24 protein-coding genes are annotated in these 25,589 nt (G+C 63.0%); 7 read left to right on the top strand and 17 right to left on the bottom strand.

Annotated elements, in window-relative coordinates:
* From SA496_RS24035 to ubiE, 6 genes are all read right to left on the bottom strand, one after another.
* Positions 1 to 261, bottom strand: a complete 261-nt coding sequence (locus SA496_RS24035; protein WP_120654144.1) for a twin-arginine translocase TatA/TatE family subunit — start codon at positions 259 to 261, stop codon at positions 1 to 3.
* A gap of 25 nt (positions 262 to 286) precedes the next feature.
* Positions 287 to 622 (bottom strand): phosphoribosyl-ATP diphosphatase, encoded by a 336-nt coding sequence (locus SA496_RS24030; protein WP_120654145.1) that lies wholly within the window; start codon positions 620 to 622, stop codon positions 287 to 289.
* Positions 615 to 1,016, bottom strand: coding sequence for a phosphoribosyl-AMP cyclohydrolase (gene hisI, locus SA496_RS24025; protein WP_120654146.1), 402 nt, complete (start codon positions 1,014 to 1,016; stop codon positions 615 to 617). The genes SA496_RS24030 and hisI overlap by 8 nt, the downstream gene beginning before the upstream one ends.
* Positions 1,017 to 1,094: 78 nt before the next feature.
* The gene (gene ubiB, locus SA496_RS24020) at positions 1,095 to 2,687 is read right to left on the bottom strand and encodes a ubiquinone biosynthesis regulatory protein kinase UbiB (protein ID WP_330114586.1); all 1,593 of its coding nucleotides are present in this window, start codon (positions 2,685 to 2,687) and stop codon (positions 1,095 to 1,097) included.
* Positions 2,684 to 3,301, bottom strand: coding sequence for a ubiquinone biosynthesis accessory factor UbiJ (locus SA496_RS24015; protein ID WP_120654148.1), 618 nt, complete (start codon positions 3,299 to 3,301; stop codon positions 2,684 to 2,686). The genes ubiB and SA496_RS24015 overlap by 4 nt, the downstream gene beginning before the upstream one ends.
* Positions 3,301 to 4,071, bottom strand: coding sequence for a bifunctional demethylmenaquinone methyltransferase/2-methoxy-6-polyprenyl-1,4-benzoquinol methylase UbiE (gene ubiE, locus SA496_RS24010; protein WP_120654149.1), 771 nt, complete (start codon positions 4,069 to 4,071; stop codon positions 3,301 to 3,303). Before ubiE ends, SA496_RS24015 begins: the two co-directional genes overlap by 1 nt.
* A gap of 142 nt (positions 4,072 to 4,213) precedes the next feature.
* Between ubiE and SA496_RS24005 the strand changes: the two genes are divergently transcribed.
* The 3 genes from SA496_RS24005 (at position 4,214) to SA496_RS23995 (ending at position 6,036) form a co-directional block, all read left to right on the top strand.
* Positions 4,214 to 4,489 carry a polyhydroxyalkanoic acid system family protein gene (locus SA496_RS24005; RefSeq protein ID WP_120654150.1) on the top strand — a complete coding sequence of 92 codons (276 nt, stop codon included), beginning with the start codon at positions 4,214 to 4,216 and terminating at the stop codon, positions 4,487 to 4,489.
* A 175-nt stretch (positions 4,490 to 4,664) separates the two neighbouring features.
* Entirely contained in the window at positions 4,665 to 5,096 is a 432-nt protein-coding gene (locus tag SA496_RS24000; RefSeq protein WP_120654151.1) for a phasin family protein, read from the top strand.
* Between the two features lie 10 nt (positions 5,097 to 5,106).
* Positions 5,107 to 6,036: a phasin family protein gene (locus SA496_RS23995; protein ID WP_330114585.1), complete on the top strand. Its 930-nt coding sequence runs from the start codon at positions 5,107 to 5,109 to the stop codon at positions 6,034 to 6,036.
* Positions 6,037 to 6,084: 48 nt separating this feature from the next.
* Here the strand turns inward: SA496_RS23995 and SA496_RS23990 are convergent, their stop codons facing one another.
* The 10 genes from SA496_RS23990 to SA496_RS23945 form a co-directional block, all read right to left on the bottom strand.
* Entirely contained in the window at positions 6,085 to 6,699 is a 615-nt protein-coding gene (locus SA496_RS23990; RefSeq protein WP_120654153.1) for a TetR/AcrR family transcriptional regulator, read from the bottom strand.
* A 75-nt stretch (positions 6,700 to 6,774) separates the two neighbouring features.
* Entirely contained in the window at positions 6,775 to 8,457 is a 1,683-nt protein-coding gene (gene phaC / locus SA496_RS23985; RefSeq protein ID WP_120654154.1) for a class II poly(R)-hydroxyalkanoic acid synthase, read from the bottom strand.
* A 171-nt stretch (positions 8,458 to 8,628) separates the two neighbouring features.
* A complete protein-coding gene (gene phaZ, locus SA496_RS23980) occupies positions 8,629 to 9,486 on the bottom strand; it encodes a poly(3-hydroxyalkanoate) depolymerase (RefSeq protein WP_120654155.1) in 858 nt (285 codons plus the stop codon).
* A gap of 153 nt (positions 9,487 to 9,639) precedes the next feature.
* Positions 9,640 to 11,319, bottom strand: coding sequence for a class II poly(R)-hydroxyalkanoic acid synthase (gene phaC / locus SA496_RS23975; protein ID WP_153918171.1), 1,680 nt, complete (start codon positions 11,317 to 11,319; stop codon positions 9,640 to 9,642).
* A gap of 276 nt (positions 11,320 to 11,595) precedes the next feature.
* Complete coding sequence (locus tag SA496_RS23970; RefSeq protein WP_153918169.1) at positions 11,596 to 11,970, bottom strand: gamma-butyrobetaine hydroxylase-like domain-containing protein; 375 nt, start codon at positions 11,968 to 11,970, stop codon at positions 11,596 to 11,598.
* 58 nt (positions 11,971 to 12,028) lie between these two features.
* Positions 12,029 to 13,366 (bottom strand): HslU--HslV peptidase ATPase subunit, encoded by a 1,338-nt coding sequence (hslU, locus tag SA496_RS23965; protein ID WP_153918167.1) that lies wholly within the window; start codon positions 13,364 to 13,366, stop codon positions 12,029 to 12,031.
* A 29-nt stretch (positions 13,367 to 13,395) separates the two neighbouring features.
* Positions 13,396 to 13,926, bottom strand: coding sequence for an ATP-dependent protease subunit HslV (hslV, locus tag SA496_RS23960; protein WP_069086003.1), 531 nt, complete (start codon positions 13,924 to 13,926; stop codon positions 13,396 to 13,398).
* Between the two features lie 240 nt (positions 13,927 to 14,166).
* On the bottom strand, positions 14,167 to 14,892 hold the full coding sequence (locus SA496_RS23955) for an SPOR domain-containing protein (RefSeq protein WP_120654159.1): 726 nt from the start codon (positions 14,890 to 14,892) through the stop codon (positions 14,167 to 14,169).
* Between the two features lie 6 nt (positions 14,893 to 14,898).
* The gene (argS, locus tag SA496_RS23950; RefSeq protein ID WP_153918166.1) at positions 14,899 to 16,638 is read right to left on the bottom strand and encodes an arginine--tRNA ligase; all 1,740 of its coding nucleotides are present in this window, start codon (positions 16,636 to 16,638) and stop codon (positions 14,899 to 14,901) included.
* Between the two features lie 136 nt (positions 16,639 to 16,774).
* Positions 16,775 to 19,033, bottom strand: a complete 2,259-nt coding sequence (locus SA496_RS23945) for a primosomal protein N' (RefSeq protein WP_330114583.1) — start codon at positions 19,031 to 19,033, stop codon at positions 16,775 to 16,777.
* Between the two features lie 130 nt (positions 19,034 to 19,163).
* Between SA496_RS23945 and rpmE the strand changes: the two genes are divergently transcribed.
* The 4 genes from rpmE to SA496_RS23925 all read left to right on the top strand — a co-directional run bounded on the left by rpmE (position 19,164) and on the right by SA496_RS23925 (position 23,022).
* A complete protein-coding gene (gene rpmE / locus SA496_RS23940; RefSeq protein ID WP_028629801.1) occupies positions 19,164 to 19,376 on the top strand; it encodes a 50S ribosomal protein L31 in 213 nt (70 codons plus the stop codon).
* Positions 19,377 to 19,402: 26 nt separating this feature from the next.
* Positions 19,403 to 20,203, top strand: a complete 801-nt coding sequence (locus SA496_RS23935) for a thermonuclease family protein (RefSeq protein WP_153918163.1) — start codon at positions 19,403 to 19,405, stop codon at positions 20,201 to 20,203.
* Positions 20,200 to 21,654 (top strand): M48 family metalloprotease, encoded by a 1,455-nt coding sequence (locus SA496_RS23930; protein ID WP_330114582.1) that lies wholly within the window; start codon positions 20,200 to 20,202, stop codon positions 21,652 to 21,654. Before SA496_RS23935 ends, SA496_RS23930 begins: the two co-directional genes overlap by 4 nt.
* A gap of 99 nt (positions 21,655 to 21,753) precedes the next feature.
* Entirely contained in the window at positions 21,754 to 23,022 is a 1,269-nt protein-coding gene (locus tag SA496_RS23925; RefSeq protein ID WP_120654164.1) for a malic enzyme-like NAD(P)-binding protein, read from the top strand.
* Between the two features lie 56 nt (positions 23,023 to 23,078).
* Here SA496_RS23925 and SA496_RS23920 read toward each other — a convergent pair whose 3' ends face one another.
* Positions 23,079 to 25,514 carry a penicillin-binding protein 1A gene (locus SA496_RS23920; RefSeq protein ID WP_162945865.1) on the bottom strand — a complete coding sequence of 812 codons (2,436 nt, stop codon included), beginning with the start codon at positions 25,512 to 25,514 and terminating at the stop codon, positions 23,079 to 23,081.
* Between the last annotated feature and the right edge of the window lie 75 nt (positions 25,515 to 25,589).

The raw sequence follows: 25,589 nt of genomic DNA, 5'->3' as shown, positions 1-25,589 counted from the left end.
TCAGTCCTTGCGGGTCACCGGGTCCTGCACCTGCTGAGCCTGGCCGTCGATGGTATGCGGCTGGTTCAGCGTGGCACCGGGTTGCTGCGCGGCAGTGGTCTGCTCGGGGGCCTTGTCGCCTTCCTCGGTGTTCATCGCCTTGCGGAAGCCCTTGATGGCTTCGCCGACGTCGGAACCGAGGTTTTTCAGGCGCTTGGTGCCGAAGACCAGCACGACGACGATGAGAATGACCAGCCAGTGTTTCCAGTCGAAGATACCCATGGTGTGTTCCTCTTGATTGTCTTTGTCAGGCGGAGGGCTGGCGGGCGGCCTTTTCGGCGTGCCCGGACAGGCCAAAGCGACGGTCCAGTTCATCCAGTACGGCTTGGGGGTGCTGGCCGAGGGCGGCGAGCATGACCAGGCTATGGAACCAGAGGTCGGCGGTTTCGTAGATCAGGTCGCTGGCGTCGCCACTGACGGCGGCATCCTTGGCGGCGAGTATGGTTTCCACCGCTTCTTCACCGACCTTTTCCAAGATCTTGTTCAGGCCCTTGTGGTACAGGCTGGCGACGTAGGAGCTGTCGGCAGCGGCGTTCTTGCGCTCCTCCAGCACCTCGGCCAGGCGGGCGAGGGTATCACTCATGGCTGTTTCCTGCGGCATAGATGGCATGCGGATCCTTGAGTACGGGGTCAACGGTCTTCCAGCCACCATCCTCGAAGACACGGTAGAAGCAGCTTTCGCGACCAGTATGGCAGGCGATCCCGCCCAGCTGTTCGACCATCAGGATGACGACGTCGGCGTCGCAATCCAGGCGCAATTCGTGGAGACGCTGCACATGACCGGATTCCTCGCCCTTGCGCCACAACTTGCCACGGGAGCGTGACCAGTAGATGGCGCGGTTTTCGGCGGCGGTGAGGGTAAGGGCTTCGCGGTTCATCCAGGCCATCATCAGCACGCGGCCCGTCTTGTAGTCCTGGGCGATCGCCGGGACCAGGCCATCGGCGTTCCAGTGAATCTCTTCCAGCCAGTCTTTCATCGCGTCTTCCACAACTGGGCCGGCCTCAAGGGCCGGCGCTCGGATTCGAAATAGTGTGCCAGTGCCGTTCGGGGCTGGCTATCGGCGCAGCACCAGATATAGACCGCCGGCCAGCATAAGCCAGCTCGGCCAGGTGTCGGCAGTGGGGGCCAGGCCCTGTGTGGCTGCGCCGGCGATCAGCAGGGCGCCCAGCAGGCGCGCTGGCCATTGGTCGCTGGCTGGCTTCTCGGCCTTCTGCGGTGCGCTGGCGGGCAGCGCCAGGCGCTCCAGGGTGTCGCGGGCGATCTGCGACAGGTGCGGTACCTGCTCGGCCTGCTGCTGCAGGTTGCGCAGCAGTTGCAGCGGGCTGATGCGTTCGCGCATCCAGCGTTCGAGGAAGGGCTGGGCGGTGTTCCAAAGGTCCAGGTCCGGGTAGAGCTGGCGGCCCAGTCCTTCGATGTTCAACAGGGTCTTCTGCAGCAGCACGAGTTGCGGCTGGACTTCCATGTTGAAGCGGCGGGCGGTCTGGAACAGGCGCAGCAGCAGCTGGCCGAAGGAGATGTCTTTCAGCGGCTTCTCGAAGATGGGTTCGCAGACGGTGCGGATAGCCGCTTCGAAATCGTTGACCTTGGTTTCCGGCGGCACCCAGCCCGAGTCGATGTGGAGCTGGGCTACGCGGCGGTAGTCGCGCTTGAAGAAGGCGATCAGGTTGCGTGCGAGGTAGTCCTGGTCTTCTGGGGTGAGGCTGCCGATGATGCCGCAGTCGATGGCTATGTACTGCGGGTTCCAGGGTTGGCGGGTGGCGACGAAAATGTTGCCGGGGTGCATATCAGCGTGGAAGAAACTGTCGCGGAATACCTGGGTGAAGAAGATTTCCACGCCGCGTTCGGCCAGCAATTTCATATCGGTGCGTTGGTCGGCGAGGGTAGCGAGGTCCGTTACCGGAATGCCGTAGATGCGCTCCATCACCAGCACCTTGGGGCGGCACCAGTCCCAGTAGACCTGGGGCACGTAGAGCAGCGGCGAGCCATCGAAGTTGCGTCGCAGCTGGCTGGCGTTGGCTGCCTCTCGGAGCAGATCGAGCTCGTCGTAAATGGTCTTCTCGTAGTCGTCCACCACCTCCACCGGGCGCAGACGGCGGGCATCGGCGGATACGCGCTCGGCGAGCCGGGCGAGGATGAACAGCCAGGCGAGGTCCTGGCGAATGATCGGCCGCAGGTTGGGGCGGATCACCTTCACCACCACTTCTTCGCCGCTTTTCAGTTGCGCAGCATGGACCTGGGCCACCGACGCCGAGGCCAGTGGCTCGACGTCGAACCGGGCGAACACTTCGCTGACCTTGGCGCCCAATTGCTCTTCGATGCGCGCGACGGCTTTCGCCGGGGCGAATGGCGGTACCTGGTCCTGCAAGCGTGCCAACTCGTCGGCGATATCCGGTGGCATCAGGTCGCGGCGAGTCGAGAGCAACTGGCCGAACTTGATGAAGATCGGGCCGAGGTCTTCCAGGGCCAGGCGCAGGCGCTCACCGCGGGACAGGCTGAGTTCCTTGCGCGGAAACCAGCGCCAGGGCAGGACGTGGCTCAGCGTGCGCAGCCACCAGGGCAGCGGCAGTTCGAGCAGCAGGTCATCGAGGCGGTAGCGGATGACGACCTGCTGGATGCGCAACAGGCGGCGGGCGGCGAGCAGCTTCATGCGTTGGGTTTGATTCTCTGGTTCAGACGCTCGACGCGAGCGTCGAGGCGATCGAGGGCGAGCTTGAGGCGGTCCAGTTCAGCGAAGCGTGCGTCGGCTTCGCGGCGGCCCACCAGGGTGCGCGACTCTTCGGCTAGGTAGTCGGCGAGATTCTGGCGCAGGCTTTCCAGGCCCTGTCCCGCCCAATTGGCGCGGAGCTTCAGATGGCCTGCGAGCAACTGGGTGCCGACTGGCCCGAGCCAGCGCGACAGCTCGTATTCCCAATCCAGTTCGAGGTCCTGGAGAATGGCGGCCAGCTCCAGCAACACGGCGCTGTCGCCTTCAAGGGTGACTTCCGGGCTGTGCAGGACGGCGGTCTTTTCCCGCGCTGTGGCCAGCTTCAGGAGGCTGCTGGCCGGAGCACGCAGACGGCAATCGGCGGGAGCGGACCAGTGGGCGGAAAGCTTCAGGCCGTCGCCACCAGGGAGCAGGAAAAGCGTCAGTGCCGGACTCTGGCAGTCGACTTCGATGACACTGCCCTCAAGGGCTGTCATGCGCGGCAGCGCCGTGCTGTCCAGCGTCAGCACCCGGTTCAGGCCGAGCTCGATACCGGCCAGCAGCGCCTGGGTCAGCATCAGGGCTTGATGCCGCGGTGCAGGGCGACGATGCCGCCGGTCATGTTGTGGTAGGTGACGCGTTCGAAGCCCGCCTCGACCATCATCGCCTTCAACGTTTCCTGGTCCGGGTGCATGCGGATCGACTCGGCCAGATAACGGTAGCTTTCAGCGTCATTGGTAATCAGCTTGCCCATCAGCGGCAGCAGGCTGAAGGAGTAGGCGTCGTAGGCCTTGGACAGCAGGCCGCTGGTGGGCTTGGAGAATTCCAGCACCAGAAGGCGGCCACCCGGCTTCAGCACGCGCAGCATCGAACGAATGGCTTCGTCCTTGTGAGTGACGTTGCGCAGGCCGAAGGCGATGGTGACCACGTCGAAGTGGTTATCGGGGAAAGGCAGCTTCTCGGCGTCGGCCTGGACGAAGCTGACGTTGCCGGCCACGCCGCTGTCCAGCAGCTTGTCGCGGCCTACCTTGAGCATGGAGGCGTTGATGTCGGCCAGCACCACTTCGCCGGTCATGCCGACCAGGCGGGAGAACTGGCGGGTGAGGTCGCCGGTACCACCGGCAATGTCCAGCACGCGGTTGCCCGGGCGTACGCCGGAAAGCTCGATGGTGAAGCGCTTCCACAGGCGGTGGACGCCCCCGGACATCAGGTCGTTCATCAGGTCGTACTTGGCCGCTACCGAGTGGAATACCTCGGCGACCTTGTCGGCCTTCTGGCTTTCGGGAACCTGCTGATAACCGAAGTGGGTCGTGGGTTCGGCGTCGTTGCCTTTGCGCTGATCGTTCATGTCGCTGCCACCGGAATTGAATGGCGGCCATTCTAATGCCCGCGTCCGGCTTTGTCTTGACGCCCGACGGCGGGGGACGCGGTCAGGGACCGTGGGCGCTGGTATATTCACGCGACCAAAGGTCGCAGTTCAGGAACCCCACATGTCCCGCATCCAAGTCGAACGTTCCCATGCCCTCGGTCGCGAGGCCGTCCGTGATAAAGCCGAGAAGCTGGCCGAGCGCCTGGCGCGCGAGTACGACGTGCGCTACCAATGGCGCGGAGACACCCTGGAATTCAAGCGCAGCGGCGCCGATGGGCAAATCGAAGTGAGCGCTTCGAAGGTGCGCGTGGAGGTCAAGCTGGGCCTGCTGCTGTCGGCCATGAGCGGCAGTATCAAGCGCGAGATCGAAAAAGCGCTGGACGAATACCTGGCCTGAATCAGAACCTCTCCGGGGCCGCCTTGCGGCCCTTCGCGAATGCAATCGCTTCCACTGGCAACTCACCTGAAGCAGCCAATCTCGCGGCTAGTATGCGGTTTCTAATTTTCCTCGCTACCTTGCGCTCAAGTCCTGAAAAAGGACGAGTCATCTACCATTCCGCGTGAGGTGCACCATGGCCAAAGTAGCCGTCAAGAAGAAACTCGAGAAAGCCGAAAGCAAGTCCACCGTCATTGGCGACGTGAAGCTCTACGCCCGCAAGATCTGGCTGGCTGGCCTGGGTGCCTATGCCAAGGCCGGCGCCGAAGGCGTCGATTACTTCAAGGAGCTGGTCAAGGCCGGCGAAGGCGTCGAGAAGCAGGGCAAGAAGCTCGTCGACGAGCAGGTCGAGGCGGCCAACAGCCAGTTCGACAGCGTGAAGAGCAGTGTCACCGGCGTGAAGGAAAAGGTCGAAGTTCAACTCGACAAGATCGAGAAGGCGTTCGACAACCGTGTGGCCAGTGCTCTCAATCGCATTGGTATTCCCTCCCGGCAGGACGTTGAGGCACTCTCTGCTAAGCTTGATGAGCTGAGCGCGTTGCTCGAGCACGTCGCGCGAACCAAATAAGGAGAGCAGGATGGCTGGCAAGAAGAAAACCGATAAAGACACCAACTCCTGGATCGGCGAGATCGAGAAATACTCGCGCCAGATCTGGCTGGCTGGCTTGGGGGCCTACTCGAAGGTCAGTAACGACGGCTCCAAGCTGTTCGATACGCTGGTCAAGGATGGTGAGAAGGCTGAAAAGCAGGCCAAGACCGAAGTGGACAAGCAGGTAGACGCGGTCAAGTCGAAGGTCGGCGCCCGCGTGGGCACGGCCAAGTCCAAGGTTGAAGAGGTCAAGGGCAAGGCGATCGGCAAATGGGGTGAGCTGGAGGAGGCTTTCGACAAGCGTCTGAATAGCGCCATTTCCCGTCTCGGCGTGCCCAGCCGCAGTGAAGTCAAGGACCTGCAAGGCAAGGTGGATTCCCTGACCAAGCAGCTCGAGAAGCTCACCGGCGTGTCGGCGAAATCGGTCAAGCCCGCTGCTGCAAAGACTGCCGCCAAACCGGCTGCCAAAGCTGCTGCGAAACCCGCCGCCAAGCCTGCTGCGAAACCTGCTGCGAAACCTGCTGCCAAGGTTGCCGCTGCCAAGCCGGCACCCAAGGCTGCGGCTGCCAAACCTGCTGCTGCAAAACCGGCCGCCAAGCCAGCTGCAAAGGCTGCTGCGAAGCCGGCGGCTGCGGCCAAGCCCGCTGCCAAACCAGCGGCGAAGCCTGCTGCCTCGAAGCCCGCCGCAGCGAAACCTGCTGCCAAGCCGGCAGCTGCAAAACCGGCAGTGGCCAAACCCGCCGCCGCGAAAAAACCGGCAGTGAAGAAGCCCGCTGCGCCCAAGGCGGCCGCCAAGCCTGCCGCTCCGGCAGCTGCTCCCGCGGCACCGGTTGCAGCCGCTACCCCGGCGCCCAGCGCGGCACCGGCAGCAGCACCGGCTCCGGCAGCACCGGCAACTCCGCCGGCCAGCCAGTCCTGAGCTTTATCGGTATGACGAAAACGCCCGGCTTTGCCGGGCGTTTTCGTTTCAGGTTTCCCGGTAGCGCCGGGCGAGGTTTTCGGCAGCGTGCCGGGAGCCTGGGCGCAAATGCGGGGCGACCAGCATCATCACCTGATAGACCACCAGACGTATCTCGCCGCCGCTGCCCAGCACGCGCTGGTAGTCGAGGGAGAACAACAGGGTCAGGGTGATCTGCTCCACCAGTTGGCCAAGGGCCTCGGTATCGCTCACCAACTGGTCCTCGGACTTCAAACGTGCCAGCAGGGCAGCCAGGGTACGCTTGAGGTGGTTCAGCCAGTTGCGCATGCCGCGGGCCAGCTTGGGAAGGCGGCCGGCCAGGTTGGACAAGTCCTGGAACAGGAAACGGTACTGGGACAGGCGCTCCACGATCAGATGCAGGAACAGCCAGTAATCCTCGGCGTCGAGTTGCGCGTCGGCTGGCGGGTCAAGCAGCGGTGCCAGCTCTTCCTGGAAGCGCTCGAACAGCGCCATCACCAGCGGTTCCTTACCATGGAAGTGGTAGTAGAGATTGCCGGGGCTGATGCCCAGTTCGGTGGCTATTTCCAGGGTGGTGACGTTGGGTTCGCCGTTGAGGTTGAACAGCTCGAGGGCGCATTCGAGGATGCGGTCGCGGGTCTTCATCCAGGTTTCTTGCCAGGCACTCAAAGAAGAATTGAAGGGCCGGCCGGCTACTTGGCCGGCCGGCCCGCATAGGTATCAGCGCACGTGAACGTAAGTGCCGGGGGCGGCCTCCATCGGCGGATAGTCCTGATTGCCCAGCGCCATGATGGTTTCCCGTTGCTCGCCGGAGCGCTCCTGGATCCAGCCCAACCACTTGCCCCACCAGCTACCTTGCACATGCTTGGCATCGTAGTACCAGGCGCGGGGATCGGAGCTGAGTTTGCCGTTCTCGTAGTAGTTCGCCTTGGGGTTGCCCGGCGGATTGAGGATGCTCTGGATGTGGCCGCTGTTGGACAGTACGAAATGACTGTCTCCACCCAGCAGCAGCGCGGATCGGTAGACCGCGTCCCAGGGGGTGATGTGGTCGTTGATGCCGGCCACGCTGAAGCTGTCCACCGTGACCTTCTGCAGGTCGATGGAGGTGCCGCAGATCTCCAGCCCACCGCTGCGGGCCAGCGGGTTGTGCTTGAAGAAGTCCAGCATGTCGCCGTGCAGCGCGGCGGGCAGGCGGGTGTTGTCGTTGTTCCAGTAGAGGATGTCGAACGCCGGTGGTTCGCGGCCCAGCAGGTAGTTGTTGACGAAGTAGTTCCACACCAGGTCGTTGGGACGCATCCAGGCGAAGATCTTGGCCATGTCCTTGCCGTCCAGGACGCCAGCCTGGTACGACCGACGCTTGGCAGCTTCCAGGGTCTGCTCATCGGCGAAAAGCGCGGCGGGACTGTCCACCTGGCTGTCCAGCAGGCTGACCAGGTAAGTGGCACTGGTGACCTTGCGCAATTGACGACGCGCTTGCAGGTGGCCCTGCAGTGCGGCAATGGTGAGGCCCCCTGCGCAAGCGCCCGCCAGGTTGACTTCCTTGCTGCCAGTGATGGCGCGGCAGGCTTCGAAGGCCTCTTCGAGGGCCTGCACATAGGTCGACAAGCCCCATTCGCGGTGTCGCGCATCAGGGTTGCGCCAGCTCACCATGAACACCTGCAGGCCATTCTTAAGGGCGTACTGGACGAAGCTCTTATCCGGGGCGAGGTCGAAGATGTAGTACTTGTTGATCTGCGGTGGCACCACCAGCAGTGGGCGCAGGTACTGCTTCTCGCTCATCGGCTTGTACTGGATCAGCTCCAGCAGCTCGTTGCGGTAGACCACTGCACCCGGCGTGTTGGCGAGGTTGCGGCCGATCTCGAAGGCATGTTTGCTGACCTGACTGGGCATGCCGTCGTTGTGCAGCAGGTCGTCCACCAGATGGCCGATACCCTTGATCAGGCTGAGGCCGCCGGTGTTGAACAGCTCCTTCACTGCTAGCGGGTTGAGCAGGCTGTTGGTAGGCGACAGGGCATCGCTGAGCTGGGCCATCACGAAGCGAGCCCGGGCGCGGTCGTCGTCGCTGAGGTCGCTCTCGTCGATCCAGGTGCTGAGTTGCTTCTGCCAGGCGAGGTAAACCTGCAGGCCTCGGCGGTAAAAGGGGTTGTGCTGCCAGGACGGGTCGGCGAAGCGGCTGTCCTGCGGATTGGGCTGGTGCAGGGTATCGCCGAGCAGTACGCGACCGACCTGGCCACCGAAGGCGAGCATGTGTCGTGCGCTGTGCACCGGATGCCGCAGTCCTTGCAGCGCCAGGTTGCGTACGGTGGAAAACAGATCCTTGCCGCGCAGGCCGACAATGGCGTTCTGTGCGTTCATGAATGCGGCTGGTGCCGGCAAGGTGCCCGGGACTTGTTTTTCTCGCATGGGGCAGCGCTCCGTATTCGGTCCGTGGTTCAGGAGGTCTACAGCAAGGGTTGTACCATCACGAGCCCGAAGTGCATTCCAGACTATCGCGGGCAGAATTCAAGTTGATGACAGCGCGCACCGCTCTGGTTCGGGCGCCTGGCTGCCGCCCCACAAGGGAGCGGTAGCGTTTCAGCCACTACGTAGCGGCTGTGCTTGTGGGTGGATCACCGCGCGGTGACGCTCCTCGGCAAGGAACTTCATGATGATCGGAGCCACCGTTTCGGCACGCGTCACGAGGAACAGGTGACCGTCGTCGATGACGTGAAGTTCCGCATTGGGAATTCGCCAGGCCAGCAGGCGCATGTTCACCAGGGGAATGATCGGATCGTCGTCGCCTGCCAGGACCAGGGTGGGTTGGCGGATGCGGTGCAGCCAGTGAATGCTGGTCCAGCCGAGGCCTGCGAACAGCTGCCAGTAGTAGCCCATCTTACCGGACGAGCGCACCTTGCTGGCGTGGGCCATGGCCAGACCAGGGTCGCGGCGGAACGCGCCGCCATAGATGTCCGGCGCGATGTGTACGCCGTAAGAAGGCTGTATGTAGCGTCGCGGGCTCGCCATGCGCCAGAGCACCTTGGGCTTGCCGGGCACCATCACGGCGCCGGCCGAGGTGGCGGCGAGAATCAGTTTCTTGCAGCGCTCCGGGTAGTCGTAGGCGAACTGCTGTGCCAGTGCGCCGCCCCAGGACACACCGATGGCGCTGACCTGGCCGTAATCCAGATAGTCCAGCATGCGCGCGGCGAGCTTTGCCAGGCCGGAGAAACGGTAGGGCGTGCGCGGGGTGGATGAACCGCCGACACCGGGTACGTCGAAGGCGATTACTTCCAGGTCCGGGTCCAGGGCCTGGACGAAGGGGAACACCAACTCGAGGTTGGCGCCGATGCCATTGAAGATCAGCAGCGGCGTCATGTGCGACTGCCCGGGGCGTACGGCGGTGCGGATGGTCTGGCCATCCAGTTCGATGGTGCGAAATACGAAAGGTAGCGGCATGCGCAAAGCCCTATTGATTAGAAAACCGAGGGAAGCCTTCGCAGGCTCCCCCCGAATCCGCCAGGCTGTGCCTGACCTGCGCCACTGGCGGATGCCAGCAGCGCGTAGGGCACTTCCCGGTGCCATGGGCAGTAGTGCGCAGGGCGCAGTCTGTCATCGCTCGTGCACATAGGTACCGGGCGAAGCTTCACCGGCCGGGAAGGCCTTGTTGCCCAGGGTGAAGTTGGCTTTCTTGGTTTTGCCGGAGCGCTCGCCGATCCATTGCTGCCAGTGCAGCCACCAGGAGTCGGCGTGCTTGGTGGCATTCTCCAGCCAGAGTTTGGGATCGGCCGGCATTTCGCTGCTGGTGGAGAAGCGTGCCTTGGGATTGCCCGGTGGGTTCAGGATGCTCTGGATGTGGCCGCTGTTGGACAGCACGAACTCGCACTTGCCGCCGAGCAGTCGCGCCGAGCGATAGCAGGCTTCCCAGGGCGTGATGTGGTCCGAGGTGCCGGCCAGGCAGTAGAAGTCGCAGGTGACCTGCTTGAGATCGATGGGTGTGCCGCAGACTTCCAGGGCGTTGGGGCGGGTCAACGGGTTGGTCTTGAACATCTCCACCAGCTCGCCGTGGAAGGCGGCGGGCAGGCGCGTGGTGTCGTTGTTCCAGTAGAGGATGTCGAATGCCGGCGGCTCGTTGCCGAGCAAGTAGTTGTTGACCCAGTAGTTCCAGATCAGGTCGTTGGGGCGCATCCAGGCGAAGACCTTGGCCATATCCTTGCCTTCCAGCACACCGGCCTGGTACGAGCGGCGCTTGGCGGCTTCCAGGGTTTGTTCATCGGCGAACAGGGCGACCTGGGTGTCGAGGTTGAAGTCGAGCACGCTGACCATCTGGGTAAAGGCGTTGACCTTGTTCTCGCCAATGGCCTGGTAGTGGCCGAGCAGGGCGACGGTGGTGATGCCGCCGGAGCAGGCCCCAAGCATGTTGAGGTCCTTGCTGCCAGTGATCTTCAAGACTACGTCGATCGTGTCCTTGAGGGCCTGGATGTAGGTGGACAGACCCCATTCGCGCTGTGCCTTGGTCGGGTTGCGCCAGCTGATGATGAAAGTCTGCAGGCCGTTGCGCAGGCAGAAGCGCGCCAGGCTTTTTTCCGGTGATAGGTCGAAGACGTAGAACTTGTTGATCTGCGGCGGTACTACCAGCAACGGGCGTTCATGCACGCTTTCGGTGATGGGTTTGTACTGGATCAGTTCGAGGACATCGTTGCGATAGACCACGGCACCTTCGGTGGTGGCGACGTTCTGGCCGACCTCGAAGGCATCCATGTTCACCTGGCTGGGCATGCCGCCGTTGTTCACCAGGTCCTTGGCCAGATGGGAGAGGCCATCGAGCAGGCTCTTGCCGCCCGTCTCGAAGAAGCGCTTGACCGCGGCCGGGTTGGCCATGCTGTTGGTGGGCGCCATGGCTTCGGTCATCAGATTGATGACGAAGTGTCCGCGGCTGGTGTCCTGGCTCGACAGGTTGCTTTCCTCGATCCAGCTATGCAGCTCCTTGCGCCAGGCCAGGTAAGTCTGCAGGTAGCGCCTGTAGAGCGGGTTCTGGCTCCAGGCCGGGTCATTGAAACGGCGGTCATCGGCTTCTGGTTGCAGCCCGGATTGGCCGAGCAGCACGTTCTTCAGTTCCAGGCCGAAATGGGCGACGTGTCTTGCACTGTGGAAAGGCTGCTTGATGGCCTGCAACAGCACCATCCGCGCTGAAGACAGCAAGTCCTTGCCGCGGATCCCTATAACCGGATTGAGGTTCAGGGTGTTATCCGAGGCCTGGCGCTGCAAATCTTCATTGTTCTTGTTGCTCATCTACGACGCTCCATTGTCCTGAGTCGAACAGCGCCCTGGCGGAACAGCGCGCTGACACGCTCGGGTTACCGGGAAGGCGAAGCGAACTTCGCGAATTTCTCTGTATCTGGCGATGCCAAATGCATGGAACTTGCCAGAACTTGGTTACCCGAGTTTGTCAGTTTGCGCAAGCAGACCGCAGAGAGTTCGCTGCAGCGGGAGTATGTCGCGAGCGTTTAGAAAAAGCGCCCTAACCTTGGGCGGTCAGGGCTGGATTGGGGCGCGGCCTGCACCGCTTCAGAGCATGAGCTTGACGACGGACTCATCCGGGTCGCGGGAGCGGCCGGCAGCTGCAAGCTCCTGCAGATAATCGCTCCACAGTTCTTGCTGGCGGGTGGCGAGTTCGTAGAGGTAGTCCCAGGTGAAGAGACCGCTGTCGTGACCGTCGTCGAAGGTCAATTTCAGGGCATAGTTGCCAGCCGGCTCAAGCTTGGTCAGGCCGACGTTCAGCTTGCCGTACTGGAGGATGGGCTTGCCGTGGCCCTGTACTTCCGCTGAGGGGGAATGCACGCGCAGGAACTCTGCGCTCAGCGTGTAGCTTTCATCCGGCCCGTACTTCAGCGTCAAGGTCCTGGAGGCCTTGTGCAGTTCGATACCGCTGGGGATGCGCATGTCGGGGTCTCCAAACGAAGATAGCCGGCGCGTGCCGGCTATCTTCAGTGTGCACCTGTCAGAGAATGTAGCGCGACAGGTCTTCGTCCTGGGCAAGCTCGCCGAGATGGCCGTTCACGTAGGCAGCATCAATGTGGATCGGCGTCTCGTCGTGTTGCGCGGCGAGGTCGCCGGCGCTGAAGGAAACCTCTTCCAGCAGGCGCTCGAGCAGGGTGTGCAGGCGACGGGCGCCGATGTTCTCGGTCTTCTCGTTGACCTGCCAGGCAATCTCGGCAAGACGTTTGATGCCGTCCGGGGCGAACTCGATGTTCAGGCCTTCGGTCTTCAGCAGCGCGCTGTACTGTTCGGTCAGCGATGCATGGGGCTCGGTGAGGATGCGTTCGAAGTCTTCCGGCGACAGTGCCTTGAGCTCGACGCGGATCGGCAGGCGGCCCTGCAGTTCCGGCACCAGGTCGCTGGGCTTGGACAGGTGGAACGCGCCGGAGGCGATGAACAGGATGTGGTCGGTCTTCACCATGCCCAGCTTGGTGTTCACGGTGCAGCCTTCGATCAACGGCAGCAGATCGCGCTGCACGCCCTCGCGGGAGACATCGGCGCCGCCGACATTGCCGCGCTTGGCCACCTTGTCGATCTCATCGATGAAGACGATGCCGTTCTGTTCCACGGCTTCCAGCGCGGCGGCTTTCAGCTCGTCCTCGTTGACCAGGCGCGCTGCTTCTTCGTCGCGCACCAGCTTCATGGCTTCCTTGACCTTCAGCTTGCGGGCCTTGCGCTTGCCCTTGCCGAGGTTGGAGAAGAGGCTCTGCAGCTGGTTGGTCATTTCCTCCATGCCGGGCGGGGCCATGATTTCGACGCCGGCCGGGGACTCGGCAACTTCGATGTCGATTTCCTTGTCATCGAGTTGGCCTTCGCGCAGGCGCTTGCGGAACAGCTGGCGGGTGTTGGAATCCTCACGGGGCTGCTCGTCGCCGAAACCGGTGCGTGCCGGGGGCAGCAGGGCGTCGAGGATGCGATCTTCGGCGGCGTCTTCGGCGCGATAGCGCACGCGATGCATTTCCTGCTCGCGCATCATCTTCACGGCGGCGTCGGCCAGGTCGCGAATGATCGACTCGACGTCGCGGCCAACGTAGCCCACCTCGGTGAACTTGGTCGCTTCGACCTTGATGAAGGGCGCGTTGGCGAGCTTCGCCAGGCGGCGAGCGATCTCGGTCTTGCCGACGCCGGTCGGGCCGATCATCAGGATGTTCTTCGGCGTTACTTCGGCGCGCAGCTCGGCCGGCAGCTGCATGCGGCGCCAGCGGTTGCGCAAGGCGATGGCGACTGCGCGCTTGGCGTCGTCCTGGCCCACGATGTGGCGGTTGAGTTCGTGGACGATTTCGCGGGGCGTCATGGACATGAAAGTGGCTCCATTGCGGGACGGCGGCCTTACTCGGCGCTGTCCAGCTCCTCGATGGTCAGGTTCTGGTTGGTGAACACGCAAATGGAGCCGGCGATGTTCAGGGCGGTCTCGGTCACTTCGCGGGCGGACAGTTCGGTGTGTTGCAGCAGCGCCAGGGCAGCGGCCTGGGCGAATCCGCCGCCGGAGCCCATGGCGATCAGGCCCTGTTCGGGTTCGACCACGTCACCGTTGCCGGTGATGATCAGCGAGGCATCCTTGTTGGCCACGGCGAGCATGGCTTCCAGGCGACTCAGGGAGCGATCGGTGCGCCAGTCCTTGGCCAGCTCGACGGCGGCCCGGACGAGGTGGCCCTGATGTTTTTCCAGCTGGCCTTCGAAGCGCTCGAACAGGGTGAAGGCGTCAGCGGTGGCACCGGCGAAGCCGGCCAGGACCTGGCCGTGGTAAAGACGGCGGACCTTGCGGGCATTGCTTTTCATGACGGTGTTGCCGAGGGAAACCTGGCCGTCGCCGCCCATGACGACTTTGCCGTTGCGGCGGACTGAAACGATGGTGGTCAAGGGGAGAGTCTCCACGCAGCGGGGCGAAATGCCCGAATGGAAACTCAGATGGGGGGCCGTGCCCGGGTTTTCAACCGGGCACGGACGATTGGCAGACTGTTGAAGAACTACCTGCGTTGCCTGTGCTCGCTTTGAAACAGGCTGAAAATGCTCATTTACAACGCGTAAACTCCGCTTTCTCGCCTGTTTCTGCCTCGCATCGACTGCATCGCCGACGTTTTTCAACGAGCCGTCGGCAGCTCAACGGCTTTGGCGCTGCTGTAACAGCAAATTGCTGAATCCGCTGCCGGCCAGTTGCTTCTGCGCCGAGGCGAGTTGTTCGCGATTGGCGTAGGGCCCGACGAGGACGCGGTACCAGGTTTCCTCGCGAACGGTGCCGGATTCCACCTGGACATTCTGTCCGAGAAGGATGATCTGCGCTCGCACCCGGTCGGCGTCGTCGCGCTTGCGGAACGAGCCGGCCTGGAGGAAGAACTGATTGGTGACCGGCGCCTTGGCTACCACCGGCGGCGCGGGTGGCGGGGTCTCGCCGTTGAGAGCGGCCTGGGCACGCGCAGCGTCGATCTTCGCGGCTTCTTCCGGGGTAACCGGCTTCTGCTCCGGCGGCGTGGCTGGTGTCTCCTTGGGCACAGCTTCCGGCGGCACTATCACTTCTGATTCCGGCAACAGCGTGTAGAAGTCGTACTTTGGCTTCGCCGGCTCCTGGGGGGGCGGCGTTGTCGGCTTGCCCTGGACCTGGGCCTTGCCGACATCGCTGGCGGTCTTGCCGCTGGCGGCACCGGTCGCGGCCTGTTCGGGCTTGGTCCGGCGCACTTCGTCGCGGCCCGGCTCGAGCTGGTTCAGGAATACCACGAAACCACCGATGACCAGGCCGATGGCCAGCCAGACCCAGCCGGGCACCGGCTTCTTGGCCGGCGCCTGGTAGCGGCTGGCCCCGCGCTTGGGTGCAGCTTTTTTCTTCGCCATAGTCCGTTACATGCGTTCCAGGGTTTGCAGGCCGAGCAGCTCCAGGCCTTGCTTGAGGGTACGACCGGTCAGCGCAGCAAGGCGCAGGCGGCTCTGTTGGGTGGCCTGCTCTTCGGCACTGAGGATCGGGCAGTTCTCGTAGAAGCTGGAGAACAGGCCGGCCAGGTCGTAGAGGTAGGCGCAGAGGATGTGCGGTACGCCTTTCTCGGCAACGTTGCCCAGGGTGTCGGCGAACTGCGCCAGCTTGGCGGCCAGGGCCTGCTCCTGCTCGGCGGCGAGGATGATCTGGCCGTCGATCTCGGAGAAGTCCTTGCCCAGCTTGCGGAACACGCTGGCGACACGGGTGTATGCGTAGAGCAGGTAGGGAGCGGTGTTGCCCTCGAAGCTCAGCATCAGCTCGAAGTTGAAGCTGTAGTCGCTGGTGCGGTGCTTGGACAGATCCGCGTACTTCACAGCACCGATACCCACTGCCCGGGCGATCTGGCGCAGTTCGGCTTCTTCCAGGTCAGGGTTCTTGCCCTTCACCAGTTCATAGGCGCGCTGCTCGGCTTCGTCCAGCAGGTCGATGAGCTTGACGGTACCGCCGTCGCGAGTCTTGAACGGACGGCCGTCAGCACCGTTCATGGTGCCGAACCCCATGTGCTCCATCTCGAAGCTGGCGGGCACGAAACCGGCCAGGCGGGCGCAGGCGAAGACCATCTGGAAGTGCAGGGCCTGGCGCTGGTCAACGAAGTAGAGCGCGCGGTCGGCCTTGAGCACACCGCTGCGGTAGCGGGTCGCTGCCAGGTCGGTGGTGGCGTAGAGGTAACCACCGCCGGCCTTCTGCACGATCAGCGGCAGCGGGTTGCCTTCGGCATTCTTGAATTCGTCCATGAACACGCACAGCGCGCCGTCGCTCTCGGTGAGCAGGCCCTTGGCGCGCAGGTCGGCGACCACGTTGGCCAGATCGTCGTTGTAGGCGCTTTCGCCCTTCACGTCGGCCATGGTGAGTTTCACGCCCAGGCGGTCGTAGACGGCCTGGCAGTGGCTCAGGGAAATATCGTTGAAGCGGGTCCAGAGCTTCAGGCATTCGGGATCGCCGGCCTGGAGCTTGACCACCAGTTCGCGGGCACGGTCGGCGAACTCGGCGGACTCGTCGAAGCGCTTCTTGGCCGCGCGGTAGAACGACTCCAGATCGGACAGTTCGGCGTCGCTGCCGACCGGCTGTTCCTGCATGTAGGCCAGCAACATGCCGAACTGGGTGCCCCAGTCGCCCACGTGGTTCTGGCGGATCACGGTATCGCCGAGGAACTCCAGGACGCGTGCGACGCCGTCACCGATGATGGTGGAACGCAGGTGGCCGACGTGCATTTCCTTGGCGAGGTTCGGCGCAGACAGGTCGATGACTACGCGCTGTTGCGGACCATTCTTGCGCACGCCGAGACGGTCGTCGGCCAGTGCGGCCTCCAGGCGCTGGGCCAGCGCCTGGGTGTTCTGGAAGAAGTTGAGGAAGCCGGGGCCGGCGATCTCGACCTTGGCCACCTGATCGTCCTGGGGAAGGGCGTTGATCAGTTTTTCTGCCAGGTCGCGCGGCTTCATGCCGGCGGGTTTGGCCAGCATCATGGCGATGTTGCTGGCGAAGTCGCCGTGGCTCTTGTCCTTGGTGTTCTCCACCTGGATAGCCGGGCTGAGGCCTTCGGGCAGCACGCCCTCGCTGGCGAGACGGGTCAGGGCTTGCTGGATCAGCTGGCGAATGGTGTCTTTCATCTTCTGCTCTTCCGGCCGCCCATGGAGGGCTGGCGCTGGTTGAAAACTGTGCATTATCGGCGGGCTGCGGCCGCAGCTTCAAGTTTTAAGCTGCGGGCTGCAAGGACCAGTCGGCAATATCGGCTGGGTGGTCGTTCTAGAAGAGATCGATGGGGTCCACATCCAGCGACCAACGCACTGCACGGCCGCCGGGTAACTGCTCCAAGGCATGGCTCCACGGAGTTAGCAGCCGGTGCAGGGGTGCCCGGGCGTTGGCCTGCAGCAGCAATTGCGCCCGATAGCGCCCGGCACGTCGTTCCATGGGGGCGGGAACAGGGCCGAGAAGCTCGACGCCATTGAGGCCCATCTCGGCAAGCTGCTGCTCAGCTTCCACGCAGGCGCTGTCGAGGAATTCTTCCGCCTGGCCCGGCTTGTGCGCCTCAGCGCGCAGCAGGGCGAGGTGCGCGAAGGGCGGCAGGCCAGCGGCGCGGCGTTCGGAAAGGGCCTGGTCGGCAAAGGCGAAATAACCTTGCTCGGTAAGCTGCACCAGTAGCGGGTGCTCGGCCAAGTGGGTCTGGATGATCACTTTGCCCGGCTCCTCGGCGCGTCCAGCACGTCCGGCGACTTGGACGATGAGCTGGGCCATGCGCTCGCTGGCGCGGAAGTCCGCGGAGAACAGGCCGCCGTCGGCATCGAGGATTGCCACCAGCGTCACGCGCGGGAAGTGGTGTCCCTTGGCGAGCATCTGGGTGCCGACGAGGATGCAGGGTTCGCCGCGCTGGATGGTGGTGAACAGCTTGTCCATGGCGTCCTTGCGCGACGTGCTGTCGCGGTCGATACGCAATACCTGCGTCTTCGGGAAGAGGATCGCCAGGCGTTCTTCGGCGCGCTCGGTGCCAGCGCCAACCGGGCGCAGGTCGACCCGGCCACAATCGGGGCAGCAGGCTGGCTGGCGCTGAGTGTGGCCGCAATGATGACAGCGCAGTTCGTTGAACCTCTGGTGCAGGGTCATGCGCGCGTCGCAGCGCGGGCACTGGCTGATCCAGCCACAGTCATGGCACAGCAGGGTGGGCGCGAATCCGCGACGGTTGAGGAATACCAGCACCTGCTGGCCTGCCGCCAGGGTCTGGGCGATTGCCTGTTGCAGGGGCATGGAGATGCCGGAGTCCAGCGGCAGGCTCTTCACGTCCAGGCGAAGGAAACGTGGCTGCTTGGCACCGCCGGCACGCTGGGTCAGGCGCAGCAGGCCGTAGCGGCCGGCGTGGGCGTTCTGCAGGCTTTCCAGCGAGGGCGTGGCCGAGCCCAGCAGGATCGGGATGTTCTCCTGGCGGGCGCGCACAAGTGCCAGGTCACGAGCGTGATAGCGCAGTCCCTCCTGCTGTTTATAGGAAGCGTCGTGTTCCTCGTCGATGATGATCAGTCCCGGATTCTTCATTGGCGTGAACAGCGCCGAGCGCGTACCGATGATGATATCGGCCTCTCCATCACGGGCGGCCAGCCAGGCGTCCAGGCGTTCGCGGTCGTTCACTGCCGAGTGCAGCAGGGCGATTCGTGCATTGAAGCGGCGAGAAAAACGTTCGAGAGTCTGCGGACCGAGGTTGATTTCTGGAATCAGCACCAGAGCCTGTTTGCCGGCCTCAAGGGTCTGGCGGATCAGTTGCAGGTAGACCTCGGTCTTGCCGCTACCAGTGACGCCGGCCAGAAGCAGGGCGTTGAAGCTGCCGAACGATGCATGCACTGCGTCGAAGGCGGCGCGTTGCTCTGGGTTGAGGGGCAGCTCCGGTTGTGCCAGTAACGGCCCGTGGCGTTCGCAGGGGGCATGGCGGCGCACTTCCACCCGGGCGAGGCCCTTCTCAAGCAGGATTTCCAGGCTGTCCTTGTTCAACTGCAGTTGCCCGAGCAGTTGGTGGGCAACGCCGTGGGGATGCTGGGCGAGGGTGGCGAGGGCCTGGCGCTGGCGTGGCGCGCGGGCCAGGCGTGGATCTTCGAGGCTGGCGCCGGGCGTCGCGTGCCAGAAACGCTCCTGACGGGCCTCTGCCGGCTCGCCCTGGCGCAGCAGAACCGGAAGTGCCCAACTGAGGGTGTCGCCAAGGCTGTGCTGGTAGTACTGGGCGGTCCATAGGCACAACTTGAACAACGCCGGCGGCAGCGGCGGGCGATTGTCGAGTAGCTCCAATGCAGGCTTGAGCTTATCGGCAGGAACCTCGCTCTTGTCGGCCAGCTCCACCAGGACGCCGATTATCTCGCGGCGGCCGAAGGGTACCCGCAAGCGCAGGCCCGGTTGCAAGGCAGCGCGGGGTACGCCGGCGGGTGCCCGATAGTCGAACAGGCGGCGCAGCGGGGAGGGCAGCGCGAGGCGCAAGATGGGAGCGTCAGGCAAGCGGGGATCCTGTCGGAAAAGGCGCGATCTTAGCATGGTGCCGCACGACAGCCGGCGCGGCAGGCAGGTTGCAACGCACACCCACTCTGGTATCATCCGCCGCCTGTTTCCGTGCGGTACTCGACATAGGGTCGGGTGGCGGCACGCCAGACCTGAGGATCAAGCAATGAAACCGGAAATCCATCCCGAGTACGTAGCGATCGAAGCTACTTGCAGCTGCGGCAACGTCATCAAGACCCGCTCCACCCTCGGTAAGAACATCAGCCTCGACGTATGCTCCGAGTGCCACCCGTTCTACACCGGCAAGCAGAAGGTCCTGGACACCGGCGGCCGTATCGATCGCTTCAAGCAGCGTTTCGGCGTGTTCGGCACCAAGTAAGTGCCGAAATAGCCCGGGAAGGCCCGATGGCCATGTCCCCGCTGACGAAAAAGGCGCCTCTGACAGGCGCCTTTTTCTTTTTTCTGATCCTGAGTTTCTCCCTTCACGCCGCCTGCCCGGTTCCTAGGAACCTTCCTACCTACCAGGTCCGGAAAGTCGTCGATGGAGACACCCTGCGCCTGGTCGACGGACGAAGTGTTCGTCTGATCGGTCTGAATGCGCCAGAGTTGGCTCGCAAGGGACGGTCGGCTGAGCCTTACGCCACAACGGCACGCCAGCGACTCGCAGGTTTGGTGCAAGCCAGTGGCGGACGAGTAGCGCTTCGGTTGGGGCGCGAGTCGAAGGACCGTTACGGCCGCACTCTGGCGCATCTCTATGACAATCGCGGGCGCAATCTCGAAGAGCTCCTGCTCGCTGACGGGTTGGCGTTTCGTATCGCCATTGCCCCCAATGCAGCCCTGAATAATTGTCATGCGGCAGCTGAGCGATCGGCTCGTCGGGCTGGTCGTGGGCTTTGGCGTCACGCGCCTCAGCAAACACCCTGGCAGCTGAGGCGCGGCGGATTTGCGCTGGTGCAAGGACGAGTCGCCAGGGTTGAGCGCAACCGGGGCGGAATCTGGCTGGAGCTGGAAGGGCCGCTGGTGCTGCGGGTCGATCTCAAGCATCTGCGCCAGTTCGACGCCGCCGCGCTGCAACAGCTGGTGGGGCGGCGCGTAGAGGCACGGGGCTGGGTCATTGACCGTGCGCGCAACGGCGGCGTAAATACGAAGGTTTCCCGCTGGATGCTCCCCCTTACCCACAATGGAATGCTTGAGGTGATTCGATGAGATCCCCTGCGCTCGCCATGGCGCTGCTTCTCGCTTTTTCCCTGCTTGCTGGCTGTGCAGTCAACCCTGCCACCGGCAAGACCAATTTCGTGATGATGAGCGAACAGCAGGAGCTGGATCTCGGTCGTCGTTACAACCAGGAAATCGTCAAGCAGAACCCGCCCTATGCCGATGCAAAGCTGCAGGCCTATGTGCAGGAAGTAGGACGGCGCGTCGCCAGTCACAGCCATCGCAGCAGCATCCCCTACCACTTCACCCTGGTCGATTCGCCGGATATCAACGCTTTCGCCCTTCCGGGCGGCTACATCTATATCAATCGTGGCCTGCTTGCTTACCTGAACTCGGAAGCGGAACTCGCCGCGGTACTCGGGCATGAGGTGGGGCACGTCACGGCGCGGCACAGCGTGCAGCAGCAGAGTCAGTCCACCGCTTGGAACATCCTCGGGCAGGCGGTTGCAATCGGCACTGGCGTCGGTGCGGCCGGCGATCTGACCAATGTACTGGGGACTGCCTTCGTACGCGGATATGGTCGTGACATGGAGCTGGAGGCTGACGGCCTCGGCGCCCAGTATCTGGCACGCAGCGGATACGACCCTCAAGCCATGATCGAAGTGGTGAAAGTGCTGAAGAACCAGGAGGAATTTGCTCGTGACCAGGCCCGACGCAAGGGCCAGGAGGCGCCTCCGTCGGGTTATCACGGCTTGTTCGATACCCATCCGGACAATGACACCCGGTTGCAGCAGGTGGTGGGGCCGGCCAGGTCACTGGCTGGCGGTAACCAGGTGGTGAACCGGGAGGTCTTTCTCAAGCACCTGGAGGGGCTGCCTTTCGGTGATTCGGCTGAAACCGGCGTACGTCGCGGGCAGGATTTCTATCACGCAGAGCTGGGCTTCACCTTCCATTTCCCCGATGGCTGGGGGCTGGTCAATCGTCCGGATGCGGTGATCAGTCATAGCGCCGACCAGCAGGCCTTCATCGCCATGACCCTTGACGCTAGCAAGCCCAGTTTGCCCCCCGCGGACTACCTCCGGCAGAAGGCCGGCAGTCAGCGTCTGTCCATGGAAGAGTCGCTGCAGCAGGACGGTCTCCAGGGCGCCACGGCAGTGCTGCCGGGCAATCCCGCGCGACGCGTGGCGGTGATCTACAAGGACGACAAGGCCTATCTTTTCGTTGGGGCGATCCGCAACAAGGCGTCCCTGGAAAGTGAGGATGACAAGTTCCTCTCGGTGATCCATAGCTTCCGTCCGATGAAGAAGGAAGAATTGGCTCTGGCCCAGCCGTTGCGCCTTCATCTGATCCAGGTGAAGTCCGGCCAGACCGTCGCCAGCCTGGCTCGGGAAAGCAAATTGCCGGGACCTCAAGCGGATCTGGAAAATCGTATCCGATTGCTTAATAATTTGTATCCAATTGGCGAGCCAAAGCCCGGAGACTGGCTAAAAGTCGTACGTTAGAGGGGTTGACGTGGAGTGACTGAACGGTCTTGTTAGCCCCCAGCATCTTGCGTATGCTCGCCCGTCACGTCTGTCACAAGCAAAAGCGGAAATGCCAAAATGTCTGATCTGAAAACGGCCGCTCTCGAATACCATGCCCAACCCCGCCCCGGGAAACTCAGCGTCGAGCTGACCAAGCCGACCGCCACCGCCCGCGACCTTTCGCTGGCCTACAGCCCGGGCGTCGCCGAGCCGGTACGCGAGATCGCGCGTGATCCCGAACTGGCCTACAAGTACACCGGCAAGGGTAACCTGGTAGCGGTCATTTCCGATGGCACTGCAATTCTCGGCCTGGGTAACCTCGGTCCGCTGGCTTCCAAGCCGGTAATGGAAGGCAAGGGCGTCCTGTTCAAGCGCTTCGCTGGCATCGACGTATTCGACATCGAAGTGGACGCTGAAAGCCCTCAAGCCTTCATCGACACCGTCAAGCGCATTTCCATCACCTTCGGTGGCATCAACCTCGAAGACATCAAGGCACCCGAGTGCTTCGAGATCGAACGCACACTGATCGAGCAGTGCGACATCCCGGTCTTCCACGACGACCAGCATGGCACCGCCATCGTGACTGCTGCCGGCATGCTCAACGCCCTGGAAATTGCTGGCAAGAACCTGGCTGAAGCCAAGATCGTCTGCCTCGGTGCCGGTGCGGCCGCCATCTCCTGCATGAAACTGCTGGTGAGCATGGGCGCCAAGGTCGAGAACATCTTCATGATCGACCGCAAGGGCGTGGTTCACGCCGGTCGCGACGATCTGAACCAGTACAAGGCCGTCTTCGCCCACGAAACCGACAAGCGCACCCTGTCCGAAGCTCTGGATGGTGCTGACGTGTTCGTTGGCCTTTCTGGCGCCAACCTGCTGAGCCCGGAAGACCTGAAGCGCATGGCGGCCAACCCGATCGTCTTCGCCTGCTCCAACCCGGACCCGGAAATCAAGCCGGAACTGGCTCACGAGACCCGCAACGACGTGATCATGGCCACCGGTCGTTCCGACTACCCCAACCAGGTCAACAACGTTCTGGGCTTCCCCTTCATCTTCCGCGGTGCCCTGGACGTGCGCGCCACTCGCATCAACGAAGAGATGAAGATCGCCGCTGCCCTGGCCCTGCGCGATCTGGCCAAACTGCCGGTGCCCAAGGACGTCTGCGACGCCTACAACGTGAGCTCTCTGGAGTTCGGTCGCGAGTACATCATTCCGAAACCCATGGACAAGCGTCTGATCACCGTCGTTTCCGACGCTGTGGCCAAGGCTGCCATCGAGTCCGGTGTGGCGACCCTGCCTTATCCGAAACACTATCCGCTGAAGTCGGTGGATGAAGTGTTCAACGGCTAAGCCGAGACGCAAAAAAAGCCCCGCCAATGCGGGGCTTTTTTATGCGTGCCTGTTTCTCAGAACAGGTCGATAGGCGCGGCTTCGTCGGCCGGCAGCGGGCTGCCGGGAATGGCCAGACCGGGCTCGAGTTCGCTCATAGGCGGTGGGGTGTCCTCGCTCTTGAACAGCTCGAAGAAGGCATCCGGCGTTCCGGGGCTGGCTGCGCGGCCGCTGAGTGGGTCGATGCGCAGCGTCAGCAGGCCGGCGGGCTCAGGCTGGACATGGGCTGGCTTGTCTTTCAGTGCGGCGCTCATGTAGTCCATCCAGATCGGAAGTGCGACGGTGCCGCCGTACTCATGTCGACCCAGGCTTTCCGGCTGGTCGAAGCCGACCCAGACGGTGGTCACGTAATCGGCGTTGTAGCCGGAGAACCAGCTGTCCTTCGATTCGTTGGTGGTCCCGGTCTTGCCGGCGATATCGCTACGCCCCATGGACAGGGCTCGGCGACCGGTGCCGCGCTTGATCACATCCTGCAGCATGCTGTTGAGGATGAATGTGGTGCGGGGGTCGATGATGCGCTCGGCCAAGGCCGGAGCCGGGCTCTGAGGTGCGGCCGCATCGGCGGAAGCGAGCAGGGTGTCTGGCGCTGCGGTGGATTGTGCGACCTCGCTAGCTTGCACTTCCCCCTCCGGAACCCGTGGCGGGTTGGCGACGAACAGGGTCTTGCCATCCCGACTCTCGATGCGCTCGATCAGATAGGGCTGAACCTTGTAACCGCCGTTGGCGAAAGTGCTCCAGCCGCCGGCGATTTCCAGCGGCGTGAGGTTGGCGGTGCCCAGGGCAAGGGACAGGTTGCGCGGCAGGTCATCCTTGTTGAAGCCGAAACGGCTGACATAGTTCAGTGCGTAGTCGATCCCGACTGCCTGCAGAACACGGATTGAAACCAGGTTGCGCGACTTGTACAGCGCTTCGCGCAGACGGATCGGGCCGAGGAAGGTGTTGTTGTCGTTCTTCGGACGCCAGGCTTCTTCCATGCCCGCCTCCTGGAAGACGATCGGGGCGTCGTTCACCAGGCTCGCGGCAGTGAAGCCGTTGTCGAGGGCAGCGGCATAAAGGAAGGGCTTGAAGCTGGAGCCCGGTTGGCGCTTGGCCTGGGCGGCGCGGTTGTAGTTGCTCTGTTCGAACGAGAAACCGCCGACCAGCGAACGAATGGCGCCGTCGTTCGGGTCCAGGGAAACCAGTGCGCTTTGCGCCGCGGGCAACTGGACGAAACGCAGACTGCCATCGGTCTGGCGCTGAACGCGGACCAGATCGCCAACTTGGGTTACGTCCGCGGGCTGCTGAGGGCGAGGGCCGAGGCTGTTGGTGTTGAGGAAGGGGCGGGCCCATTTCATGCTGTCCCAGCCCACTGCTTCTTCCTGGCCGCTGCGAGTCAGGACCAGGATGCCGCTCTTCTCTACCTGGGTAACGATGGCCGGTTCCAGGCCGCCCAGGGATTTCTGCTTGGCCAGTTCCTGCAGCCAGGTCTCCTTGGTCATGCCTGGCAGGCGGGTTTCGGGGCCGCGATAGCCGTGGCGCTGGTCATAGTCGATCAGGCCCTCGCGCAGGGCGGAGTTGGCGGCCTGCTGAAGGTCGCTGGGAACCGTGGTGGTGACCCGGAAACCTTCGGTATAGGCGTCGCTGCCATAGCGACCTACCATTTCGGCTCGGGCCATCTCTGCGATATAGGGAGCAGCGAGCTCCGGGGTCGGAACATGGTAGCTGGCGTCGATCGGCTCGTTGAGGGCCTGCTGGTAGCGGGCCTCGTCGATTCGTCCGAGCTTGTACATGCGGCCAAGAATCCAGTCGCGACGCTCTTTGCTGCGGGTCGGATTGACCAGCGGGTTGAAGCGGGAGGGTGCCTTGGGTAAGCCGGCGATCATGGCCATCTGCGCCAGGCTGATTTCGCGAATGGACTTGCCGTAATAGACCTGTGCGGCGGCCTCGATACCGTATGCACGGTTACCGAGGTAGATCTTGTTCACATAAAGTTCAAGAATTTCGTCTTTGCTGAGTTCCCGTTCAATTTGAAGGGCCAGCAATATTTCATTGATCTTGCGGGAGAAACTTCTTTCGCTGGTTAGGAAGTAGTTCTTCGCTACCTGCATGGTGATGGTGCTGCCGCCCGTCTGGATGTGGCCGGTCTTCAATAATTGCGTGGCAGCGCGCATCAGGCTGGTGAGGTCGACGCCATAATGGTTCGCGAAATTGTCGTCTTCGGCGGCTAGCAGCGCCTGGATGAAATCAGGCGGAATGTCGGCGAAACGCACCGGAGAACGGCGCATCTCGCCGAATTCGGCGATCAGCTTGCCGTCGCTGCTATATACGCGCAGCGGGATCTGGAGCTGAATTCGGCGCAGCGAGTCGACGGACGGAAGGCTGGGGCTAAGATAGAGGTAGGCGCCGCTGAAACTGAGCAATAGGCCACAGAAAACGGCAACGAAAGACCACCAGAAAAACTTCAGCAGGCGCATCAAGGCTTGTGGATTTCCAGACAAAAGAATGAGTTAAGCGAAAGGCGATGATAAAAGGCAAAAGCCGATCACATT

The sequence above is a fragment of the Pseudomonas sp. JS3066 genome (genome assembly GCF_036328175.1).
GTDB lineage: Bacteria > Pseudomonadota > Gammaproteobacteria > Pseudomonadales > Pseudomonadaceae > Metapseudomonas.
This window is presented reverse-complemented; position numbering and strand designations above follow the sequence as displayed.

What these genes read in the sequence shown, in the direction of transcription:
- SA496_RS24035 (WP_120654144.1), bottom strand. Translation starts at nt 261, where the DNA reads ATGGGTATCTTCGACTGGAAACACTGGCTGGTCATTCTCATCGTCGTC.
- SA496_RS24030 (WP_120654145.1), bottom strand. Translation starts at nt 622, where the DNA reads ATGAGTGATACCCTCGCCCGCCTGGCCGAGGTGCTGGAGGAGCGCAAG.
- hisI (WP_120654146.1), bottom strand. Translation starts at nt 1,016, where the DNA reads ATGAAAGACTGGCTGGAAGAGATTCACTGGAACGCCGATGGCCTGGTC.
- ubiB (WP_330114586.1), bottom strand. Translation starts at nt 2,687, where the DNA reads ATGAAGCTGCTCGCCGCCCGCCGCCTGTTGCGCATCCAGCAGGTCGTC.
- SA496_RS24015 (WP_120654148.1), bottom strand. Translation starts at nt 3,301, where the DNA reads ATGCTGACCCAGGCGCTGCTGGCCGGTATCGAGCTCGGCCTGAACCGG.
- ubiE (WP_120654149.1), bottom strand. Translation starts at nt 4,071, where the DNA reads ATGAACGATCAGCGCAAAGGCAACGACGCCGAACCCACGACCCACTTC.
- SA496_RS24005 (WP_120654150.1), top strand. Translation starts at nt 4,214, where the DNA reads ATGTCCCGCATCCAAGTCGAACGTTCCCATGCCCTCGGTCGCGAGGCC.
- SA496_RS24000 (WP_120654151.1), top strand. Translation starts at nt 4,665, where the DNA reads ATGGCCAAAGTAGCCGTCAAGAAGAAACTCGAGAAAGCCGAAAGCAAG.
- SA496_RS23995 (WP_330114585.1), top strand. Translation starts at nt 5,107, where the DNA reads ATGGCTGGCAAGAAGAAAACCGATAAAGACACCAACTCCTGGATCGGC.
- SA496_RS23990 (WP_120654153.1), bottom strand. Translation starts at nt 6,699, where the DNA reads ATGAAGACCCGCGACCGCATCCTCGAATGCGCCCTCGAGCTGTTCAAC.
- phaC (WP_120654154.1), bottom strand. Translation starts at nt 8,457, where the DNA reads ATGCGAGAAAAACAAGTCCCGGGCACCTTGCCGGCACCAGCCGCATTC.
- phaZ (WP_120654155.1), bottom strand. Translation starts at nt 9,486, where the DNA reads ATGCCGCTACCTTTCGTATTTCGCACCATCGAACTGGATGGCCAGACC.
- phaC (WP_153918171.1), bottom strand. Translation starts at nt 11,319, where the DNA reads ATGAGCAACAAGAACAATGAAGATTTGCAGCGCCAGGCCTCGGATAAC.
- SA496_RS23970 (WP_153918169.1), bottom strand. Translation starts at nt 11,970, where the DNA reads ATGCGCATCCCCAGCGGTATCGAACTGCACAAGGCCTCCAGGACCTTG.
- hslU (WP_153918167.1), bottom strand. Translation starts at nt 13,366, where the DNA reads ATGTCCATGACGCCCCGCGAAATCGTCCACGAACTCAACCGCCACATC.
- SA496_RS23955 (WP_120654159.1), bottom strand. Translation starts at nt 14,892, where the DNA reads ATGGCGAAGAAAAAAGCTGCACCCAAGCGCGGGGCCAGCCGCTACCAG.
- argS (WP_153918166.1), bottom strand. Translation starts at nt 16,638, where the DNA reads ATGAAAGACACCATTCGCCAGCTGATCCAGCAAGCCCTGACCCGTCTC.
- SA496_RS23945 (WP_330114583.1), bottom strand. Translation starts at nt 19,033, where the DNA reads ATGCTAAGATCGCGCCTTTTCCGACAGGATCCCCGCTTGCCTGACGCT.
- rpmE (WP_028629801.1), top strand. Translation starts at nt 19,164, where the DNA reads ATGAAACCGGAAATCCATCCCGAGTACGTAGCGATCGAAGCTACTTGC.
- SA496_RS23935 (WP_153918163.1), top strand. Translation starts at nt 19,403, where the DNA reads ATGGCCATGTCCCCGCTGACGAAAAAGGCGCCTCTGACAGGCGCCTTT.
- SA496_RS23930 (WP_330114582.1), top strand. Translation starts at nt 20,200, where the DNA reads ATGAGATCCCCTGCGCTCGCCATGGCGCTGCTTCTCGCTTTTTCCCTG.
- SA496_RS23925 (WP_120654164.1), top strand. Translation starts at nt 21,754, where the DNA reads ATGTCTGATCTGAAAACGGCCGCTCTCGAATACCATGCCCAACCCCGC.
- SA496_RS23920 (WP_162945865.1), bottom strand. Translation starts at nt 25,514, where the DNA reads ATGCGCCTGCTGAAGTTTTTCTGGTGGTCTTTCGTTGCCGTTTTCTGT.